At 41.7% G+C, this 19,924-nt stretch carries 17 protein-coding genes; 12 read left to right on the top strand and 5 right to left on the bottom strand.

The window, feature by feature from the left end; all coding sequences use genetic code 11:
• Positions 1 to 31: 31 nt before the first annotated feature.
• The 5 genes from HOP08_12095 (at position 32) to HOP08_12075 (ending at position 5,198) form a co-directional block, all read left to right on the top strand.
• On the top strand, positions 32 to 775 hold the full coding sequence (locus HOP08_12095) for a DUF4292 domain-containing protein (protein NOT75660.1): 744 nt from the start codon (positions 32 to 34) through the stop codon (positions 773 to 775).
• Positions 762 to 1,982 (top strand): peptidoglycan DD-metalloendopeptidase family protein, encoded by a 1,221-nt coding sequence (locus HOP08_12090; protein NOT75659.1) that lies wholly within the window; start codon positions 762 to 764, stop codon positions 1,980 to 1,982. The genes HOP08_12095 and HOP08_12090 overlap by 14 nt, the downstream gene beginning before the upstream one ends.
• 93 nt (positions 1,983 to 2,075) lie before the next feature.
• A complete protein-coding gene (locus HOP08_12085; protein NOT75658.1) occupies positions 2,076 to 2,291 on the top strand; it encodes a twin-arginine translocase TatA/TatE family subunit in 216 nt (71 codons plus the stop codon).
• Positions 2,292 to 2,294: 3 nt separating this feature from the next.
• On the top strand, positions 2,295 to 3,716 hold the full coding sequence (gatA, locus tag HOP08_12080; GenBank protein NOT75657.1) for an Asp-tRNA(Asn)/Glu-tRNA(Gln) amidotransferase subunit GatA: 1,422 nt from the start codon (positions 2,295 to 2,297) through the stop codon (positions 3,714 to 3,716).
• A 93-nt stretch (positions 3,717 to 3,809) separates the two neighbouring features.
• On the top strand, positions 3,810 to 5,198 hold the full coding sequence (locus HOP08_12075) for a LysM peptidoglycan-binding domain-containing protein (GenBank protein ID NOT75656.1): 1,389 nt from the start codon (positions 3,810 to 3,812) through the stop codon (positions 5,196 to 5,198).
• A 1-nt stretch (position 5,199) separates the two neighbouring features.
• On the opposite strand, the gene HOP08_12070 is transcribed toward HOP08_12075, so the two are convergent.
• Entirely contained in the window at positions 5,200 to 7,599 is a 2,400-nt protein-coding gene (locus tag HOP08_12070) for an FtsX-like permease family protein (GenBank protein NOT75655.1), read from the bottom strand.
• A 200-nt stretch (positions 7,600 to 7,799) separates the two neighbouring features.
• Between HOP08_12070 and HOP08_12065 the strand changes: the two genes are divergently transcribed.
• On the top strand, positions 7,800 to 7,970 hold the full coding sequence (locus HOP08_12065; protein ID NOT75654.1) for a FeoB-associated Cys-rich membrane protein: 171 nt from the start codon (positions 7,800 to 7,802) through the stop codon (positions 7,968 to 7,970).
• Between the two features lie 8 nt (positions 7,971 to 7,978).
• Here HOP08_12065 and HOP08_12060 read toward each other — a convergent pair whose 3' ends face one another.
• Positions 7,979 to 9,001, bottom strand: a complete 1,023-nt coding sequence (locus HOP08_12060; GenBank protein ID NOT75653.1) for a radical SAM protein — start codon at positions 8,999 to 9,001, stop codon at positions 7,979 to 7,981.
• A 102-nt stretch (positions 9,002 to 9,103) separates the two neighbouring features.
• On the opposite strand from HOP08_12060, the gene HOP08_12055 reads away from it, so the two are divergent.
• The 3 genes from HOP08_12055 (at position 9,104) to HOP08_12045 (ending at position 12,097) form a co-directional block, all read left to right on the top strand.
• Positions 9,104 to 10,240: a DUF4105 domain-containing protein gene (locus HOP08_12055; GenBank protein NOT75652.1), complete on the top strand. Its 1,137-nt coding sequence runs from the start codon at positions 9,104 to 9,106 to the stop codon at positions 10,238 to 10,240.
• A gap of 61 nt (positions 10,241 to 10,301) precedes the next feature.
• The gene (locus HOP08_12050; protein ID NOT75651.1) at positions 10,302 to 11,597 is read left to right on the top strand and encodes an O-acetylhomoserine aminocarboxypropyltransferase/cysteine synthase; all 1,296 of its coding nucleotides are present in this window, start codon (positions 10,302 to 10,304) and stop codon (positions 11,595 to 11,597) included.
• Positions 11,558 to 12,097, top strand: coding sequence for a CoA-binding protein (locus HOP08_12045; protein NOT75650.1), 540 nt, complete (start codon positions 11,558 to 11,560; stop codon positions 12,095 to 12,097). Before HOP08_12050 ends, HOP08_12045 begins: the two co-directional genes overlap by 40 nt.
• A gap of 39 nt (positions 12,098 to 12,136) precedes the next feature.
• Here the strand turns inward: HOP08_12045 and lpdA are convergent, their stop codons facing one another.
• From lpdA to HOP08_12030, 3 genes are read right to left on the bottom strand one after another with little or no spacing between them, the layout of a single operon-like run.
• Positions 12,137 to 13,537, bottom strand: a complete 1,401-nt coding sequence (gene lpdA, locus HOP08_12040; protein NOT75649.1) for a dihydrolipoyl dehydrogenase — start codon at positions 13,535 to 13,537, stop codon at positions 12,137 to 12,139.
• Between the two features lie 38 nt (positions 13,538 to 13,575).
• Complete coding sequence (odhB, locus tag HOP08_12035; protein ID NOT75648.1) at positions 13,576 to 15,102, bottom strand: 2-oxoglutarate dehydrogenase complex dihydrolipoyllysine-residue succinyltransferase; 1,527 nt, start codon at positions 15,100 to 15,102, stop codon at positions 13,576 to 13,578.
• A gap of 24 nt (positions 15,103 to 15,126) precedes the next feature.
• On the bottom strand, positions 15,127 to 17,853 hold the full coding sequence (locus tag HOP08_12030; GenBank protein NOT75647.1) for a 2-oxoglutarate dehydrogenase E1 component: 2,727 nt from the start codon (positions 17,851 to 17,853) through the stop codon (positions 15,127 to 15,129).
• Between the two features lie 201 nt (positions 17,854 to 18,054).
• On the opposite strand from HOP08_12030, the gene HOP08_12025 reads away from it, so the two are divergent.
• The 3 genes from HOP08_12025 to trmD all read left to right on the top strand — a co-directional run bounded on the left by HOP08_12025 (position 18,055) and on the right by trmD (position 19,862).
• Entirely contained in the window at positions 18,055 to 18,594 is a 540-nt protein-coding gene (locus HOP08_12025; GenBank protein ID NOT75646.1) for a 30S ribosomal protein S16, read from the top strand.
• Positions 18,595 to 18,656: 62 nt separating this feature from the next.
• On the top strand, positions 18,657 to 19,169 hold the full coding sequence (gene rimM, locus HOP08_12020) for a 16S rRNA processing protein RimM (protein NOT75645.1): 513 nt from the start codon (positions 18,657 to 18,659) through the stop codon (positions 19,167 to 19,169).
• Positions 19,170 to 19,181: 12 nt separating this feature from the next.
• A complete protein-coding gene (gene trmD / locus HOP08_12015) occupies positions 19,182 to 19,862 on the top strand; it encodes a tRNA (guanosine(37)-N1)-methyltransferase TrmD (protein ID NOT75644.1) in 681 nt (226 codons plus the stop codon).
• Positions 19,863 to 19,924 lie beyond the last annotated feature (62 nt).

Here is a 19,924-nt window from a genome sequence, read left to right as displayed (position 1 = left end):
TTTCCTTTCAAGCCGTACCTTTGGGCACCTGATGAAATACCCGGCTTTAGTCATCTTATCTGTAGCTCTGCTTTTTTCCTGCAGTAAAAAAGTATTACCTACAATTCCTCCTCCACCCGCTACTCTGGAAATTCAGGAGATTGATTTCGAATATTTTCATGGAAAAGCACGCATGGTTTTCCGTGACGACAACAAGGAACGTGAAGTCACAGCTAATATCCGCATCCGCAAAGACAGCGTAATCTGGATGACTTTTTCAGTTATTGGCGTTCAGGGCGGAAAGGCCTTGATCAATAAAGACTCTGTTACAATTGTAAGCACTGTTGACAAGGAATACTATGTTTTCGATTACAAGGAACTTTCTCAACGCTTCAATTTTGAAGTCAATTATTATACCATCCAATCCGCCATCCTCGCTAATTTGATTTCTCCACGCATGGAAGAGGATAAGATCACACCAGGGCCAAGTTTCAATCTTTTGGAACAACAACGCGGCACTGTCAACGTTAAGAATTATATCAATGCTGCCAGCCGGAAACTGGAGAAGGTAGAAATGAAAGAGGCAAGCACCAATAACTCTGTTGTTCTGAATTACTCCAATTTTCAAGTCGTGGGAGATAAAACTTTTCCTTACAGTGGCGGCGTGAATATCATATACAAAACCGCGAAGGGCCTTCTTAATACTTCTATCATACTGGAGTATAACAAAGCCGAAGTAGGCGATAAAGAATTGAAATTTCCGTTTAAAATTCCACGGAAATATGATCGCAGGTAAAAAACTCTGTTTCCTGATTTTATTTTTTTTGTTCGTTTCGGGCGTCGAGGCACAACGAACTAAATCACAACTGCAAAAAGAAAAACAGCAGAATCTTGATAAGATCAAAGAAACCGAAAAGATCCTCAAAGAAACCTCTCAGCAAAAAAGCAGTTCATTAGGTGAGCTTGCCGCAATCACACAGCGCATCCGTCAGCAGGAAGCCCTCATTGTATCGGTACAATCCGAGATTGAGTTGATGAACATGGATATCGGAGAGAACAACGAGATCTTAAAAGCACTACAAACCGATTTAAATCGTCTTAAGGCCGAGTATGGCTCCATGGTTTTCTCTGCTCAAAAAACAAGTGGTGGTGTTTCAAAATTGATGTTCCTGTTTTCCGCCTCTACCTTCGATCAGCTTGCCATGCGCATCAAATACATGGAGCAATATGGCACCGCCAGAAAAGAACAGGCTGTCGTTATTAAAAGAGTTCAGGAACATCTCGCTGAGCAAGTGCTTGTGATCGAAGGGAAAAAAGATGACAAGAATAAACTGTTGAACGAAGAATTGTCTGAGAAAAATAACCTGGATGGCCTTAAGCAAAAACAAAATGTAATTGTTCATTCTCTTACAAAAGAGGAAAAAAGGCTCAAAGTAGATCTGGAAGAAACGAGAAAAGCAGTTGCCAAACTTGATAAGGTAATCAGCGATATTATCAAAGAGGAAATGGAACGTGCTGCAAGAGAAGCACGTGAGGCTGCCGCTGCAAAAAATAAAAAGGAAGCAGCCAAGCCAACTGATAATGTCGTTGCCCTTTCCAATTCTTTTGAAGAAAACAAAAATAAATTCCCATGGCCGGCCGCAGGATTCGTATCACAAAAATTTGGTAGGCAAAATCACCCTTTGTTAAAAGGTATTATTGTGCAAAATGATGGCATCAATATTCAGACAGCACAGGGAGAGAAAGTGAAGACGATATTTTCCGGTGAAGTCCGGGCCGTAGCATTTATCCCTACACTAGGAAACACTGTACTTATCAGTCATGGAGAGTACTTCACTGTATATTCCGGCCTTAAAGACGTATCCGTTAAAAAAGGTCAGAAAGTCATCACCAATCAGGAGATTGGTAAAATGCTGGTCAACAGCGAAGGGATCTCAGAACTCCGCTTCCAGATTCGCAAAAATACCTTAGCTCTGGATCCCCAAACCTGGCTAAAAGATTGATTTAAAGCCCATTCCGTGCACTTTCAGCACTTCCATGAATGGTGGAAGAAATTCAAAATTTTAAGCTAATTTTGAGGTTCTAAAGATAAAATTATGAAAGCGATCCTTTTGATTTTAGGCGGCGTTGGTTTCAACGAAATGTTGTTGATCGGTGTAGTTGTATTGGTGTTTTTCGGAGCTAAGAAAATCCCTGAATTCATGAAGGGACTTGGCAAGGGAGTACGCGAATTCAAGGATGCTGTAAGCGATGTAAAGAAAGAAGTTGAAGATGCTGGCAATAAAACTGGCCGGCTCGATGACGGTAAGTAAGCATTGGAAACCCATTCAAGCTTTTTAGAAATTCAGAGCAATCTTCGCACTGGAAATTTCTCTTGCGTGGACCGTGTTCTGTTCCATCTTTCTAAAATACGTGAACAGTCTCATCTCAATGCTTTTCTAAGTATCTATGAAGAAGAAGCCCTTGCAAGAGCTTCAGAAATCGATAAGAAAATTAAGAACGACCATGCTGGCAAACTCGCCGGCATGGTCGTTGGCTTAAAGGATGTTCTATGCTACAAAGACCATCCGCTTCAGGCAGGAAGTAAAATTCTCGACGGCTTCGTCTCTCAGTTTACAGCGACAGCTGTTCAAAGACTACTGGATGAAGATGCTATCATCATTGGCAGACAAAATTGTGATGAGTTCGCGATGGGGTCTTCCAATGAAAACTCAGCTTTTGGCCCCGTGTTAAATCCCGTTGATAATACACGCGTTCCCGGCGGTTCTTCCGGTGGATCCGCTGTTGCAGTCGCCGCGGATATGTGTCAGGTTTCACTTGGCTCTGATACCGGAGGATCCGTTCGTCAACCTGCAGCATTTTGTGGGGTTGTTGGATTAAAACCTACTTACTCCAGAATCTCACGTCATGGACTGGTGGCCTATGGATCCTCATTTGATTGTATTGGTATTTTTTCAAAGAGTACGGAAGATATTGCTTTAGTTTTAAGTGTAATCGCAGGTCACGATGATTACGACAGTACCGTATCTCATAAAGCCGTTCCGGATTATTCATCAGAACTTGGTCATCCAAAGAAATTTAAAGTAGCATATCTTAAAGACACTCTTGAATCCGATTCAATTCAACCGGAAATAAAATCAGCCATGAAAGAAGTAATCTCCGAATTGCAATCGGGAGGTCACACTGCAGAGCCGATTGATTTCCCTATGTTGAAACACGTTTTGCCAACATACTATATTCTGGCAACTGCCGAAGCGAGTTCGAATCTTTCCAGATATGACGGAGTTCGATATGGATACCGAAGTCCACAAACAAAAGATCTACAATCTCTCTACAAGAAGACAAGAAGTGAAGGATTTGGAAAAGAAGTGCAACGGAGAATTTTGTTAGGAACCTTTGTGCTTAGCTCAAGCTATTATGATGCTTACTATACAAAGGCTCAAAAGGTAAGGAGACTGATTCGGGAGCAGACAAAAGAAGTTTTTCGCCAATACGATTTCATTGTAATGCCAACAGCGCCGACTACTGCATTCAAACTCAGAGAACACACAAGTGATCCCCTGGAGATGTACCTGGCGGATTTATTTTCAGTGCAGGCAAACGTTGCGGGCGTTCCGGGAATTTCTTTTCCTTATGGAAAGGATCTTCAAGGACTTCCTATTGGACTTCAGGCAATTGCAGATGATTTTGAAGAATCAAAGCTCCTGCAACTATCAAAAATGCTGACAAAAGAATAGAATGATTACTCTCCTGGACCAGAGATAATTTTTAAAAACACAATACGTTACGATACTATGAGAAGTTGGATTATAATATGTTTTTTCGGGCTTATGGCTGGTCAGGTAATTGCTCAGATACCCGATCCACCTGATTCGATTGCCGAAGTCGTGGAGTCTGATATCATGGCAGTAGACAGCCTCTCACCTGAGATTATGATGTTTGCATTGCCTATGGACTATGAATATATCCCGGCAGAGGAAACTCCAGAGCTGGTCGCTGATCGGTTACGCTGCATTCAACAGACTATTCCACTCCCCTACAACAGCAACATTCATGGATTTATAAATTACTTCACGATTCGTAATCGTGAATACACACGACTGATGCTTCGCCGCAGAGATCTTTACTTCCCGCTTTTCGAAAAGTACCTTGCAAAGTATAATCTCCCTGATGAATTAAAATATCTGTCCATCATAGAATCAGGATTGAATCCTCGTGCTGTCTCAAGGGCGAGTGCTGCGGGTCTGTGGCAATTCATGTCTTTTACAGGAAAGTATTTTGATCTTCATAACGACTGGTATTTCGATGATCGCATGGATCCGGAAAAATCCACAGAGGCTGCATGTAAGTATCTGAGCCAATTGTACAAGATGTTCAACAATTGGGATCTGGCCTTAGCAGCTTATAACTCAGGCCCTGGCACTGTGAAGCGTGCCATTCGACGTTCTGAATACAAGCGAACTTTCTGGGAGATCTATAAATTCCTCCCCCGGGAAACACGGTCATATGTGCCACAATTTGTAGCGATCATTTATGCTATGAATTATGCAGAAGAACATAACATGATCGAGACTGCGATTGAGCAACCTATTCCTCATGATACACTTGTGGTAAAGAAATTTCTTCATTTTGACACATTCGCCAAACTTACCGGCACTTGCACAGAAGATCTCCTGATTTTAAATCCATCCGTCCGGCATAATGCACTTCCCGAAACACAAAAAGGATTTATACTCAGATTACCACTAGCGGCTAAAATTGAATTGGAAAAAGATCGGTTCAGAATTCTGGATTCTGCTTCTAAAGTCGGCAGGAAACAAATTGAAATATTGGCAAAAACTTCCTCTGGCAATACGGCCGGACGCGAGCTGTTGGTTTATCGCGTTAAGTCAGGAGATGTGCTGGGAGGTATTGCTCAGCGCCATCGTGTTCGGGTTGATGATTTACGTAAGTGGAACAAGCTTCATGGAAACATGATCCGTACAGGACAAAAACTTAACATCTGGGTATACCCATCCAAAAAAGTTACACAAGCAACCCCTCAGGTGTCTACCAATTCTGTCTCATTACCAGATGACAAAACCTATATTGTTCAGCCTGGCGATACCTTGTGGGATATTTCAAAGAAATTTCAAGGAATTACTATTGAGAAAATCAAGAGTCTTAATAATCTCAAAAACAATCGCCTCGAACCCGGAATGAAATTAATTCTTGGTTAGTCTATTCTGATCGCAAAGAATCTGCCGGGTTAACAATTGCAGCTTTAAGAGACCGATAACCGACCGTTGCAATTGCAATAACCATGGTAATCACAACTCCTGAAATAAATATTTTGGGACCCATATCGATCTTATAAGCAAATCCATCAAGCCACTGATTCATTATGTACCAGGCAAATGGTGATGCGATAATGAATCCAATGATAATCAGCTTTATGTATTCCTTTGAAAACATATACACGATGCTTTCTACTGATGCCCCTAAAACCTTGCGAACACCAATCTCTTTTGTCTTTTGATTGGCCATAAAGGAAGCAAGACCAAACAGTCCGAGGCACCCGATGAAAATGGCCAGAGATGTAAAAAGACCTAGCAGGATTGAAATCCTCTTCTCATTTTCATAGAATTCTTTGATTTTCAAGTCGAGAAATTCATAAGAAAAAATATGATCGGGATAAGATGTCTCCCAGGCTTTCTGGATTTGCTGAATGCTTCCCTGCATGTCAGCACCGTTCAGCTTTATAGATAAATTCTGATAGCCCCGGATTCTGTTAAAGAGAGCGGTTGCTTCAATGGGGGATCTTAAAGACGTTGTGTGAAAATCTTTTATCACTCCTACAATAGGAAGTTCTTTTCTTCCCATTTTCATAAGCTTACCGACAATGTCATTGGGGTTTGAATATCCAACGATGCTTGCCAATTTTTCATTTACAAGGTATCCATGTGCTGTATCGATATCCATGATGTTATTACCAGCACTTAATTTTATATCGTACAGATCAAGGTAATTTCCATCTACCATTTTTATCTGAGCTTCATACTCTTTCTCATCTCCTTTAATGGTAAAGCTGGTGGTGTTTACTGATCCGGAAGAAGGAGGAGTATTACACAAGCTTACGTTCTCCACTCCTGCGATTCTGGCAACCTCTCCACGCAGGGTTCTCATCTTACTGGAACCATCATTGGATGGAATTTCACGAACCGGAACGGGCACATTGATGATGGCATCTCTCCTGAATCCGAGCTCTTTGCTCTGGAAATAGTTCATCTGAGTGATCAGCACAATCGTTCCGATTATAAAAAACTGTGAAATAGAAAATTGCACTACTACCAAAACTCTTCTCAAATTAAAACCAGAAGAGTTTCTGTTCCCTAAACTATTCTTTAAAGCAAGGATGGGATTAAATCCTGAAACTACAAAGGATGGATATAGGCCGGATAGTCCGGCAACTACTGCCAAAATAACTGTTATGAAAACCCACAGGCCACCATCGTTACTGAAATTCAATCCGATTGATTGATCCAGAAAAGGATTCAGGAAAGTAAGCGCAACCTTTGCAATGATAAGTGCCGCAACCATCGCAAAGACGGTTACGAGTATTGATTCACCCATAAATTGTGCTATGAGCTGACCTCGCGTACTACCCAATGACTTGCGAATGCCCACTTCCTTGGATCGCTTAATAGCCTCAGCGGTGGATAGATTGATAAAATTGATGCATGCCGTAAGAATCAGGAATACCGCTATAACACCAAGAACTGAAAGCATATTGCGACTGACCGTATTGTAATTATAATTGCCGAAGCGATCATCATAATGAATATCTTTCAAGGATTGAAGTAGAAATGATCTTGTGGCGGCATCCTCACCAAGATATTTTTTTCCAAACTCAGGCATCCTGCTTTCGATCTTGGAAATAGGCTCACCATCCTTTAGCAAAAAATAGCATTGATCATCACTTGAAGTACTGTTCCACCCACCTTCCTCCTTCGCTTTTTGTATGGTGATGTAGGAAAACATAAGTTCAAATGGGAAGTCTGTATTCTTTGGAAAATCTTCCATTACAGCTGTGATCTTGTAATCAAGGTCTCTGTAGCGAATCGTTTTCCCCAATACATCCTTTGTCTCAAAATATTTTAAGGCAAGCCTCTCTGATATGACTGCTGTGTTTGGCTCGTCGAGTGCTTTAATGTTATCTCCTGAAATAATCTTTCTATCAAAAATTTTAAAGAAATTCTGTTGCGCATTTGCCATGCCCCAATCCTCCTGATACTGCTTAGGCTCTTCCGAACCTTGAGGGATTGTGACCAAACCACCGTTGTTATATGATGTGATCGTTACTTCTTCTGCTTCGGGAAAATCATTTCTGAAAGCAACCGGAAGTACAGTAGGGATACCCGGTGTATGGCCCTTTCCACTGTTACCTTCTGATTCAGTAACTACCCTGTAAATCCTGTCACGCTTCGTATGATAGTTGTCATAACTCGACATGTGACGAACAAGAAGAAACAGGATAAGACTTGAAGCTATTCCTAACGCAAGCCCTGAAAGGTTTATGATCGTGTTGCTTTTTTGCAGCCAAAGACTTCTGAGTGCAGTTTTTATGTAGTTTTTTAGCATGGATTAAGGATGCGCTTTTATTGAAAAAAGTTTCAAAAGCGATCCCAAGAATAAAGCCAAAATAAATTCTACCTATACCCTGTTTTTGAGGATATTCAACCCTTCTGAACTGTTCGATTTTACCTGCTGGTGTTCAAACGTGAACAGGGGAACCATTTTTGAAACTAGGTGGTTTTGAAGACTGTAACTATCTTTATACTGTGATTCAGTTAATCCTGATCGGTCTTATTTTTCTAGGCGCTCTCGCCTATGTTGGAAATCTCATCTATAAGAGTTTCCAGGCAAAAAATGCATGCTCAACAGGTTGCAGTAAATGCGGTGCAGTTGATCTGGCCAAGATCGAAAAGCAAATGGCCGATTCTAACTCCTGACTATTCTCCTAGGCCCATACTTTCGTTCCTTCAGTACAATTTTTACACATTTCAATTTCGTTTCGGGATCTCAAAAGCGAAACTCTGAAATCTGAATATGGTTTACTGGTCCATATTTCTTTGAATGACTGTTTTGAAAGATCACCCATAACATGGTGTGCATCCTTATCAAAACAACATGGAACAATCTTGCCATCCCAGGTTATCACACAACTGTGCCACATTTTCCAGCAGTGATTCATTAATTCATTCTTAATGTGAAAAGTCCCATTGGAATCCTTTTCATAGCGTGAATACTTACTTTGAGTTGGGATAAGATCGGAACCATTCTTATAGTCATAGATCTGGGCAGTTTTTAAAACCACTTTATCAACTCCCAATTTCTTTGCCAGAGCATATACTTCAGGAACCTGGTGCTCGTTGGGCTTTACAACTAAAAATTGAAAGATGACCTGAGGGGTACTTGATTTTAATTCCCTTCTCAGTTTGAGAATATTTTTTGTGCCCTCAATTACTTTTTCAAGTTTTCCTCCCACACGATATGACTCATAAGTTTCCTGTTCGGTGCCATCAATAGAAATAATCAGGCGATCAAGTCCTGAGGCTATGGTTTTCCTTGCATTCTCTTCGTCAAGATAATGGGCATTGGTTGAAGTGGCTGTATAAATACCTCTGTCAGATGCATACTTCACCATATCCAGAAATTTAGGATTGAGATAAGGCTCTCCCTGAAAATAAAAAGTCAGATATGACAAGGTTGGTGACAGCTGATCAATAACATTTTGAAAAAGAGAATCTTTCAGCATTCCGGTAGGACGTGTAAAAGAACGAAGCCCGCTGGGACATTCCGGACAACGAAGATTACAAGAGGTTGTCGGTTCTATGGAAATGCTGATTGGAAATCCATGATGATCAGCCCTACCCGACATACGTGAAGCCCAGTAGCTGGACCATACTTTTGCTGCATTCCAGGAACGTTTTGGGGTAAGCCCCGAAATAATATTCAATTGATCCTGAAAGCCGCTGGTCATTGAATCAAAAGTACGTGCACTTCAGGAATTGTCTTTATCTTTCGATGATAATATTCTTATGGAATGCCCTTTATAACAAGAATTACAGCGTTGTTGATTCTGATGCTTGGAGCAGCAACAGCCCAAGGTCAGTCTAACAAGCTTTCCCCTGAGGCAGAAATTTCGCTTATCACATGTGGACCATGGCAGGGAGAAGTTTATACAGCCTTTGGACATACTGCTATCCGTGTAAATGACCCTGTCAATCGTTTTGATGCCGCATACAACTATGGTGTTTTTGATTTCGGTCAACCTAACTTCTATATTAATTACACCAAAGGACTTCTCCTTTTTGAACTTGGTGTCTATAACTACAGTGATTTCATCTACAACTATTCGTACTACAACCGATCTGTTGTTGAGCAGGTACTAAATCTCTCGCCTTCACAGAAGCAGGCATTGTTTGATTATCTTCAATGGAATGCCTTGCCAGAAAACAAAACCTACAGGTACGACTATTTCTTCAACAATTGCTCAAGTAAAGTACGTGATGTCATTGTCGAGGTACTGGGTGATTCGCTAAAGTTTGATGATTCTTATATTAAGACAGACTATACCATTCGCCAGCTCACGGATCTGTATCTGAAACAACAACCCTGGGGAGACTTAGGAATAGACATCTGTCTTGGCTTGCCAATGGATAAACATGCCACTCCTTATGAGTACATGTTTCTGCCCGATTATCTTGAATCATCATTCGACCATGCAACTCTCACACTGAATGGAAAGACTATTCCTGCTGTAAAGGTGAAGCAGGCAGCATATACCCCGGTTCCAGAAGAACCGGCCAAAACCATGATTCATCCCTGGGTAGTTTTCGGTTTACTATTCTTGATTATCTCAATAATCACTTTTAATGATCTGAGAAGAAAAAAACTTTCTAAATGGCTTGATCTTGGGCTCTTCATTATTACCGGGTTGCTTGGATTGTTATTGATCCTTTTGTGGACCGCGACTGATCATCAGGCGGCAGCAAAAAATTTCAATATTCTTTGGGCGTTACCGACCAACCTGTTTGTCGTTCTTATTTATCGGCAGAAATCAGCTGAGTTTCTCAAAAAGTACTTCACTATTGCGGCGATTATCTACACGATTGTACTCATATCGTGGTTTTTTCTTCCACAGCAGCTACATATTTTCCTCTTACCACTTGTTGGGGGGCTTTTGTTCAGGGCTTACGCAATTACCAGACTTTTGTAGCCATCAAAAAACAGTTTGTTTTTGATTGGAACGTTGTTTCTTTTATACAAAATTCCTTGTCATGTCAGAAAAAAGAAAGTTTGGTTTCGAAACACGCATGCTTCACGCTGGTCATATTCCTGATTCTTATTCAGGTTCCCGTGCAGTTCCAATATATCAAACGGCAGGATATGTTTTCGATAGCCCTGAATACGCGGCTTCGCTTTTTGAATTAAAGCAATACGGAAATATCTACACACGTATCAGCAATCCGACAACGGCTGTATTTGAGGAAAGAGTTGCTTCTCTTGAAGGAGGAACAGGTGCGCTTGCAACTTCAAGTGGGCAAGCTGCACAGTTGATAACCATGATGACTCTGCTAAATCCAGGTGATGAATTTGTCGCATCTTCTCATCTTTACGGAGGCACTTACACACAGTTTGAACACACTTTCAAGAAACTCTCCATCAAAGTACACTTTGTTGATCCTACCGATATTAAAAATTGGGAGAAAGCGATTACCCCCAAAACACGGGCTCTGTATGGTGAAACTATTGGCAATCCACAAGGAAGTGTTTTTGATTTTGAAGGTGTATCAGCTTTAGCAAAAGCAAATTCAATTCCTTTAGTTATTGATAACACACTCGCCTCTCCATACCTATGCCGCCCCCTAGAATGGGGCGCTGATATCGTTTTGCATTCCGCAACCAAATTTTTGAATGGTCACGGAACATCCATTGCAGGCGTGATCATTGATTCAGGTAAGTTTGATTTCAGCAATTATCCAGCTATTTCATCGCCCTCCATTCCTTATCATAATCTGAATTTTTATGAGACGTTTGGTCATTATGGATTCCTGATGAAGGCCCGATGCGAAACTCTTCGTGATACAGGCGCAACAATTTCGCCATTTGATTCCTTTCTTTTAGTGCAGGGAATGGAAACACTTTCCGTAAGAATGGAAAGGCATGTTACCAATGCACTTGCCATTGCAAAATTCCTCAAGAATCATCCAATGGTCGAATGGGTGAACTTCTCTGGACTTCCGGATCATCCACATTATGAGAGAGCAAAAAAATATTTACCGAAAGGTGCAGGATCTGTATTTGCTTTTGGGTTAAAGGCTATGAACAATAATGCTCGTGAGACAGGAAAAAAATTCCTGGAAAATCTGGAATTATTTTCTCATGTGGCCAATCTCGGTGATTGCAAAAGTCTTGTCATTCATCCGGCCTCCACAACACACCAGCAACTTTCTGATGAAGAGCTGAAGCGGGCAAACATTAAACCCGAGTTAATACGATTATCAATAGGACTAGAAACAACTGAAGATTTAATATGGGACTTGGAACAAGCCTTTCATCAGATATCTCGATGAACACCCGCCTGAGCGCGGAAGAAAGAAATAAATTTCAAAATTCAGAGACTGTTCGGAAAATTCTGAATAACTCCAAAACAATTGCCATTGTGGGGCTTTCCGACAAAAAGGAAAGGGCCAGTAATTTTGTGGGATCGTATTTAAAATCAGAACGGTACACGATCATACCTGTAAATCCCATGAAGCAAGAGATCCTTGGAGAGAAGTGCTATCCTGATCTTGCTTCTATTCCTGGTCCTGTCGATGTGGTGGACATCTTTCGCAAGCCTGAAGAATGTCTCAACGTTGTTAAGGAAGCGATTGCAATCAAAGCAAAAGCTGTGTGGCTTCAACTTGGTGTCATTAATGTCGAAGCTGCAGAACTCGCACAGCAAAATGGTTTATTGGTGATAATGGATCGTTGCCTCAAAATGGAACATGGACGTTACATCGGAAATCTCCACTGGGCCGGAATGAACACGGAGATTATTACTTCACGAAAGGTGAGCCGTTTTATTTAGACCAGTGTGCTTGGTCACCGCAGGAAATAGCAAAGTCCTTTAAATATGTATCGGCCTATTTGCGGTTGCTGCCAGACATGCCTCTCTCACTGCTTCCATATAGGTAGGATGTGCATGTGACATTCTTGAAACATCTTCTGCAGATGCACGGAACTCCATTGCAGTAACTCCTGATGCAATCATATCCGCTGCGCGTGCTCCAATGATATGAACACCTAATATTTCATCTGTGTTTTTATCAGCAAGTATTTTTACAAGACCATCAAGATCCATACTTGCCCGTGCGCGACCTAATGCCTTGTACGGAAAATTTCCAATCTTATAAGCCTTGCCATCCGCTTTTAGTTGCTCTTCGGTATAACCAACGCTCGCAACTTCTGGCCATGTGTAAACAACCCCGGGAATCAATAAATAATTGATATGCGGCTTCTGTCCCGCTAATTGCTCTGCAACTAATGTTCCTTCTTCCTCCGCCTTATGAGCCAACATCGCACCACGCACTACATCTCCAATAGCATAGATGTTTGGAATTTTTGTCTGCAAATGATCATTCACAGGAATCTGACCTTTAACGGTTTCAATTCCTACCTTATCAAGTCCAAGTCCGTCTGTGTAAGGGCGCCTGCCCACACTTACAAGACAATAGTCACCTTTCAATTCAATTGCAGCACCACCATTCTTTGGCTCAGCTTTAAGAATAACTTCCTTTCCTTTATTCTCTATCGCAGTAACCTTATGGCCGAGATAGAATTCCATTCCCAGTTTCTTGGTAGACTTTAGAAGTTCCTTACCCATCGTTCCGTCCATGGTAGGAATAAGGCTATCCATAAACTCAACGACAGAAACTTTTGCTCCGATCCGTGCATAAACAGATCCGAGTTCCATTCCAATAACACCTCCACCCACTACAATCAGATGCTTAGGAACTTCCTTAAGTTCCAATGCTTCTGTGCTGGAGATGATTCTTTTCTTATCAAATGCAGCAAACGGAAGGGCCGTCGGCTTCGAACCTGTCGCAATGATTACATTGTCTGTAGTGATAGACGTTTCCTTGCCATCGGAAGCAGTGATTTTGATTGTATTCTTATCAACGAAAGATCCGACGCCGGTATGCACGTCGATCTTATTCTTCTTCATCAGAAATGCAATTCCATCCACATTTGATTTCACAACGTCACCTTTTCTTTTGATCATCTGACCAAAATTCACTTTAGGCTCAGAAATATCAATGCCGTGTTCTTTAAAGGTATGTGCCGCGTTATGAAAATGCTCCGTGGAATCCAGCAATGCTTTTGAAGGAATACATCCCACATTCAGACATGTACCGCCAAGGGTATTATACTTTTCAATAATGGCAGTCTTAAATCCAAGCTGAGCACAGCGAATGGCAGCTACATAACCACCAGGACCCGAACCAATGACCGTAACGTTGTATTGCATAAAACTTTTATTTCTTCAATAGAGAGATGTCTGTAATATTAAACCCCTAAAATCATGCGACCTGGATCTTCCAAAAGCTCTTTCACTCTCACCAGGAAACTCACAGATTCACGTCCATCGATTACTCTGTGATCGTATGAAAGAGCGATGTACATAATAGGTCTTACAACAATCTCGCCTTTCACCACCATCGGACGCTCAACAATGTTGTGCATTCCCAGGATCGCCGATTGAGGAGGATTAATGATGGGTGTTGACATCATAGATCCAAACACGCCTCCATTAGTGATGGAGAATGTTCCTCCGGTCATTTCTTCAATAGAAAGCTTACCATCTCGGCCTTTTGTTGCCAGTCTCACTACTTCACTTTCAATTTGTGCCATTGAAAGGGATTCTGCATTTCTGATTACCGGAACCACGAGACCTCTTGGTGTAGAGACTGCAATAGATACATCGCAATACTCGTGGAATACTATCTCATCCTTGTCTATCGAAGCATTGACTGCCGGGAATTCTTTTAGAGCAATACAAATTGCTTTGGTGAAGAAAGACATAAAACCAAGTCCAACTCCATTCTTTTCCTTGAATTGATCTTTATATCGACTTCTCAATTCCATCACAGGCTTCATATCCACTTCGTTGAAAGTGGTGAGCATCGCTGTTTCATTCTTCACTGCTACAAGACGTTTTGCAATGGTCTTACGCAAAGACGTCATCTTCTCACGACGTTCATTTCTTGAACCACCAGACGCAATCACCGGGGGAGCTAATGGTGCTGCTGCTGGCTTTCCCTCTTTCGCAGGAGCAGAAGCTTGAGCTTTCGATGCATCGTCCTTTGTAATTCTTCCACCAACGCCAGAACCCGCTACACTTGTTGCAGCAATTCCTTTTTCATCAAGAATTTTAGCGGCGGCAGGAGAAGGATGTCCTTCTGCATATCCATTCGACTTTGCAGATGCCTGTTGATTTGCCGCCGTTGGCGTTGTTGCAGCAGAGGTTGTTCCTCCTTCTGTGATTTCAATCTTACAGATCAATCCTCCAATCGGTAATGTTGTCTTCTCTTTCGCCACTATTCTTAAAATACCATTGGCTTCAGCGGGTAATTCAAATGTTGCCTTGTCGGATTCAACTTCAGCAATGATTTCATCCAGCTTGACAAGATCACCATCCTTTTTCAACCAGGTAGAAATCGTAACTTCTGTGATCGACTCACCTACCGCAGGAACTTTCATCTCCTTAACTCCACCCGTAGCAGCTGGCTTTGCCGAGGTAGTTGTTGGAGCGGATGCAGTTGTCTTGGGAGCGGATGCTGTAGGAGTCGAGGCTCCTGCTCCATCAGCTATTTCACAGATGACTGTTCCTATCGGAACGACTTCACCTTGCTTTTTTGAGATCTTTAAAACACCCGCTTGTGGGGCTGTCAATTCAAATGTTGCCTTATCGGATTCCAATTCAGCAATCACTTCATCCATCTTCACAGTATCTCCATCTTTCTTGAGCCAGTTAGCAATCGTCACTTCTGTGATCGATTCGCCTACGGTAGGAATTTTTACTTGTTGAGCCATTAGGATTTAAGATTAGAATGATTGTTAAATTTCAAAAGCTTGTTGAACAATTTTCTCCTGCTCTGCCTTGTGCACTTTGGAATAACCAGTTGCCGGAGATGCACTCGCCTTACGGGAAATAAATTCCATCTCCTGCTTGGGCATCATGCGTTGGATGAAGGAAAGTGCACCCATATTAGCAGGCTCTTCCTGTACCCATACGATCTTCGAACCTTTATACTTCTTGAAGATATTTTTCAATTGCGATTCAGGGAAAGGATATAACTGCTCCACGCGAACTACCGCCGTATCCTTGGTCTTTTTCTTAGACTGAACTTCCAGCAAATCGTAATAGATCTTACCTGAACAAAGTACAATCCGTTTCACATCTTTTGCTACTACGATCGCATCATCAATCACTTCCTTAAAAGAACCACCTGTAAACTCTTTTATAGGTGACACCACAGAAGGATGACGCAATAGTGACTTTGGAGAGAACACTATGCATGGTTTTCGAAATTGCCATGTCACCTGCCTTCTCAATAAATGAAAAATATTAGCTGCTGTCGTCGGATTGGTTACTACATAATTATACTCAGCCGCCATCTGGAGAAAACGTTCAGGGCGACAGCTTGAATGCTCCGGTCCTTGTCCTTCATATCCATGTGGTAGTAACATAACCAAACCATTCATCCGTTGCCATTTTGATTCGGCACTTGAGATAAACTGGTCGATCATAACCTGGGCGCCGTTTACAAAATCACCAAACTGCGCTTCCCAGATCACCAAAGCATTCGGATTAGACATAGAATAACCATACTCAAAGCCCAGTACTCCAAACTCAGAAAGCAAAGAATTATAAATATGAAACGGCTGCTGATCTGTTTGAATATGATCCAGACCGCAATACGGATCATTTGTATTTGCATCAAAGAAATATGCATGCCGGTGAGAGAACGTTCCGCGTTTTACATCCTGGCCTGACATTCTAACCGGTGTTCCATCTGAAAGTAATGAACCATATGCGAGCAACTCTGCTTCAGCCCATCCCAATACTTTATCATCGAAGAAAGCGGCTTTGCGATCCTTCAATAACTTTTCAATCTGTTTAAGAGCTTTAAATCCTTCAGGAATAGTAGTAAGAGCCTTCCCTACCTTATCAATGATTGCTTGCTTAATGCTTGTGTCAGGAGACGTCTCAAAATCTTCCGGTTTTGCACGAACCATTTTCTCCCACTCCTCTTCAATCTTCTGAGGCTTGTAAGGAAGTGGCTTTTGTTTCACTTCATTCAGTCTGTCCTGAAGCTGATTACGGAAATTTTTATCCATTTCATCAGCCAGAGCAGCATCTACATCACCACGCTCGATCAACTTCTTAACGTATACTTCCCGTGGGTTAGGATGCTTTGCAATAATATTATAAAGCTTAGGTTGGGTAAATTTCGGTTCATCACTTTCATTGTGACCATGTCTGCGGTAGCAAAGCATGTCAATGAATATATCCTTTCCGAATTTCTGACGATACTCTACCGCGAGCTTGGAACAGAATGTCACAGCCTCTGCATCATCTCCATTAACATGTAAAACAGGTGCATCAATGATCTTGGCTACATCTGTACAATAAATCGCTGTGCGCGCATCCTCATAATCTGTAGTAAATCCAACCTGGTTATTGATAACGAAGTGAATTGTTCCACCCGTGGTATAGCCTTCGAGGCCTGACATTTGAACCAATTCATAAACTATTCCTTGTCCGGCAACCGCTGCATCACCATGGATAAGGATCGCCATTGCTGTATTCTGTCCTTTATACTCATCATCAATTTGTCCCCGGGTATAACCCAGAACCAGGGAATCGACTACTTCCAGGTGAGAAGGATTCGGAGTAAGTTTTACATAGATCTTATTTCCGGAAGGAGTATTAATATGACTGGCATATCCCAGGTGATATTTTACATCACCGTCACCCATTGTCAGGTCAGGATTAACATTACCTTCAAATTCAGTAAAGATCTGTTCGTATGTTTTTCCAAGAATGTTGGAGAGAACATTCAAACGACCACGATGGGCCATACCAATTACAACTTCTTTAACGCCCATCTCTGCAGTCTTGTTAATAATTGTCTGCAGTGCGGGGATAGTAGTTTCCCCACCTTCCAATGAGAAACGTTTTTGTCCCAGGAATTTAGTGTGAAGGAAATTTTCAAATACTACGGCTTCGTTAAGCTTGGAAAGAATGCTCTTCTTTTCATCAACGGATGGATTGTATGTGTAATATTGATTCTCACATTTCTGTATGAACCAATCAAAGATTTCCTGATTGCGGATATAGCTATATTCAAAACCAATCGTTCCGATATAAACCTTCTCAAGTTTTTCAATAATCTTCTTGAGGGTAGTTCTACCCAGGCCAATTTCTACACCTACATCAAACTCGACATCAAGGTCAGCGTCTGTTAGGCCATAAAATTTATGATCCAATGCCACATGGTGATCTCTTCTTTCGCGCACAGGATTGGTATGAGATTTCAGATGCCCACGGGATCTATAGGCGTGGATAAGCGTACGAACCAGGGTCTCCTTAATTGCGGTACCCAGGTCTGCGGCTGGACCGGAATGGCCATTGTCGCCAAACTTCTGAAGGGAAAAGTCATATCCTTCGAAAAATTTCTGCCAGGTCGCATCAACTGAAGCAGGATCCTTTTTATAATTTTGATAAAGCTGATCGAGATAGCCAACGTCAGCATTAGAGATATAGGAATATTTATCCATAATCCGGTTTTTGATAGGGGTAACAAATGTATACAGGAGCCTTTTGATTAAAAAACCTAATAATCGATTATTCAATTATGTAGACCGGCTTCAAATTTCACTTTAACCTTTTTGACAAGCCTAATTGGCAGAAAGCCAAAATCCATTACCTTTGCAGTCCTTAAAAAACGGACGAGATCCAACCTTTAAAAACAAAGCAAAATGGCAGTAAAAATCAGATTAGCCCGAAGAGGCCGCAAAAAATTAGCTAGATATGACGTTGTTGTAGCGGATGCCCGCTCTCCTCGTGATGGAAAATTCATCGAAAAGATCGGTACATACGATCCGTTGACTGTCCCAGCTACCATTATTCTTGATGACGACAAGGCCTTCAAATGGCTTATGAACGGTGCTCAGCCTTCTGATACTGTAAAGGCTATGCTTTCTCACCATGGCATTATGTTGAAAAGACACCTTCAGATCGGTGTTGTGAAGGGCGCAATTTCTCAGGATCAGGCTGATCAAAAGCTTGCTGACTGGAAGAAATCCAAAGAAGAAAAGAATCAAACACGTCACGATAGCATTTCTAAGAAGAAACAAGATGCAGCTAAGGCTCGCAAGGATGCTGAGGTTAAGATAAAAGAAGCACGCGCTGAGGCTCTTCGTAAGAAGGCTGAAGTTGCTGCCGCTGCTCCAGTAGCAGAAGCTGCACCAGCGGAAACTACTGAAGCTGGAGCTCCTGCAGAAGAAGCACAGGCTTAATTCTTTCAAAGTCTAAAGAAATGCCAACGCGACTTTCGTGTTGGCATTTTTATTTTATGATCATGGAGATAAAAGATTATTTCAAGATAGGCTACATAGCAAAAACGCATGGTCTCAAAGGAGAAGTAACCATCATGCTTGATCCCGATTGCCCGGATCTGGAAGAACTGAAGTCAATCTTTGTTCAAACCAACCAGCAACTTGTTCCCCACTTTATTGAAACAGTTTCTATCAAAGGAGTAAAAGCTTATTTAAAGTTCGAGGATGTCAGCACGTTGGAACAATCTACAGCCTTAAAAGGCTCCAGTCTATTCCTGGCAAAAAGTGACCGTCCTAAGCTTCAAAGAGGAGAATTCTACAATGATGAGGTGGTAGGATTTGAGGTTTCAGACGTGCAAGAAGGTCCTTTAGGGGATGTTTTCGAAGTTCAGGAAGCCGGGCCCAACCGCTACCTCATGATCATGTATCTTAACAAAGAGGTTATGATCCCATTGAATGGACCTTTTATAAAAAGCGTCAACAAAAGCAAAAAGAAGATCTTGGTAGAATTGCCAGACGGATTTCTTGAAATATAAATCATACGATTTATGCGCATCGATATCATAACATGCCTTCCCCGATTACTGGAAAGTCCTTTCAATGACTCGATCTTAAAGCGCGCACAAGAGAAGGGAATTGTTACTGTTAAAATCCATGACCTTCGCGACTACACAACAGATTCACATCGGAATACTGATGATTATGCTTTTGGTGGAGGCGCTGGAATGGTAATGATGGTTGAACCCATTCATCGGTGCATATCTTCTCTTAAATCAGAGCGAGATTACGACCATGTCATTTACATGAGTCCGGATGGAGAACTATTAAATCAATCCATCGCCAATCAGTTGAGTATGAAAGAAAATCTCATCCTTTTATGCGGTCATTATAAAGGTATTGATGAAAGGATACGGCAACATCTGATTACAAAAGAAATAAGTATAGGAGATTACGTTTTATCAGGTGGAGAACTTGCAGCAGCAGTAGTGTCTGATGCTGTGATCCGTTTATTGCCAGGTGTTCTTTCTGACGAATCCTCTGCATTGACAGATTCATTTCAGGATGGATTGGTCGCGCCAGCTGTTTTTACCCGTCCGGCGGAATACAATGGCTGGAAAGTTCCGGAAGTTCTACTTTCAGGGAACCCGGCCAAAATTGAAGACTGGAAGCATGAAAACGCATTAGAAAGGACAAAAAAACGGCGTCCTGGGCTTTTAGAAGGAAATTGACCCTAATTCGAGCAATTTCAAATTCACCGCTTGCTGACTGCCCTCTCTTTCCTATATTTGCA

The sequence above is a fragment of the Cyclobacteriaceae bacterium genome (assembly GCA_013141055.1).
Lineage (GTDB): Bacteria > Bacteroidota > Bacteroidia > Cytophagales > Cyclobacteriaceae > ELB16-189.
This window is presented reverse-complemented; position numbering and strand designations above follow the sequence as displayed.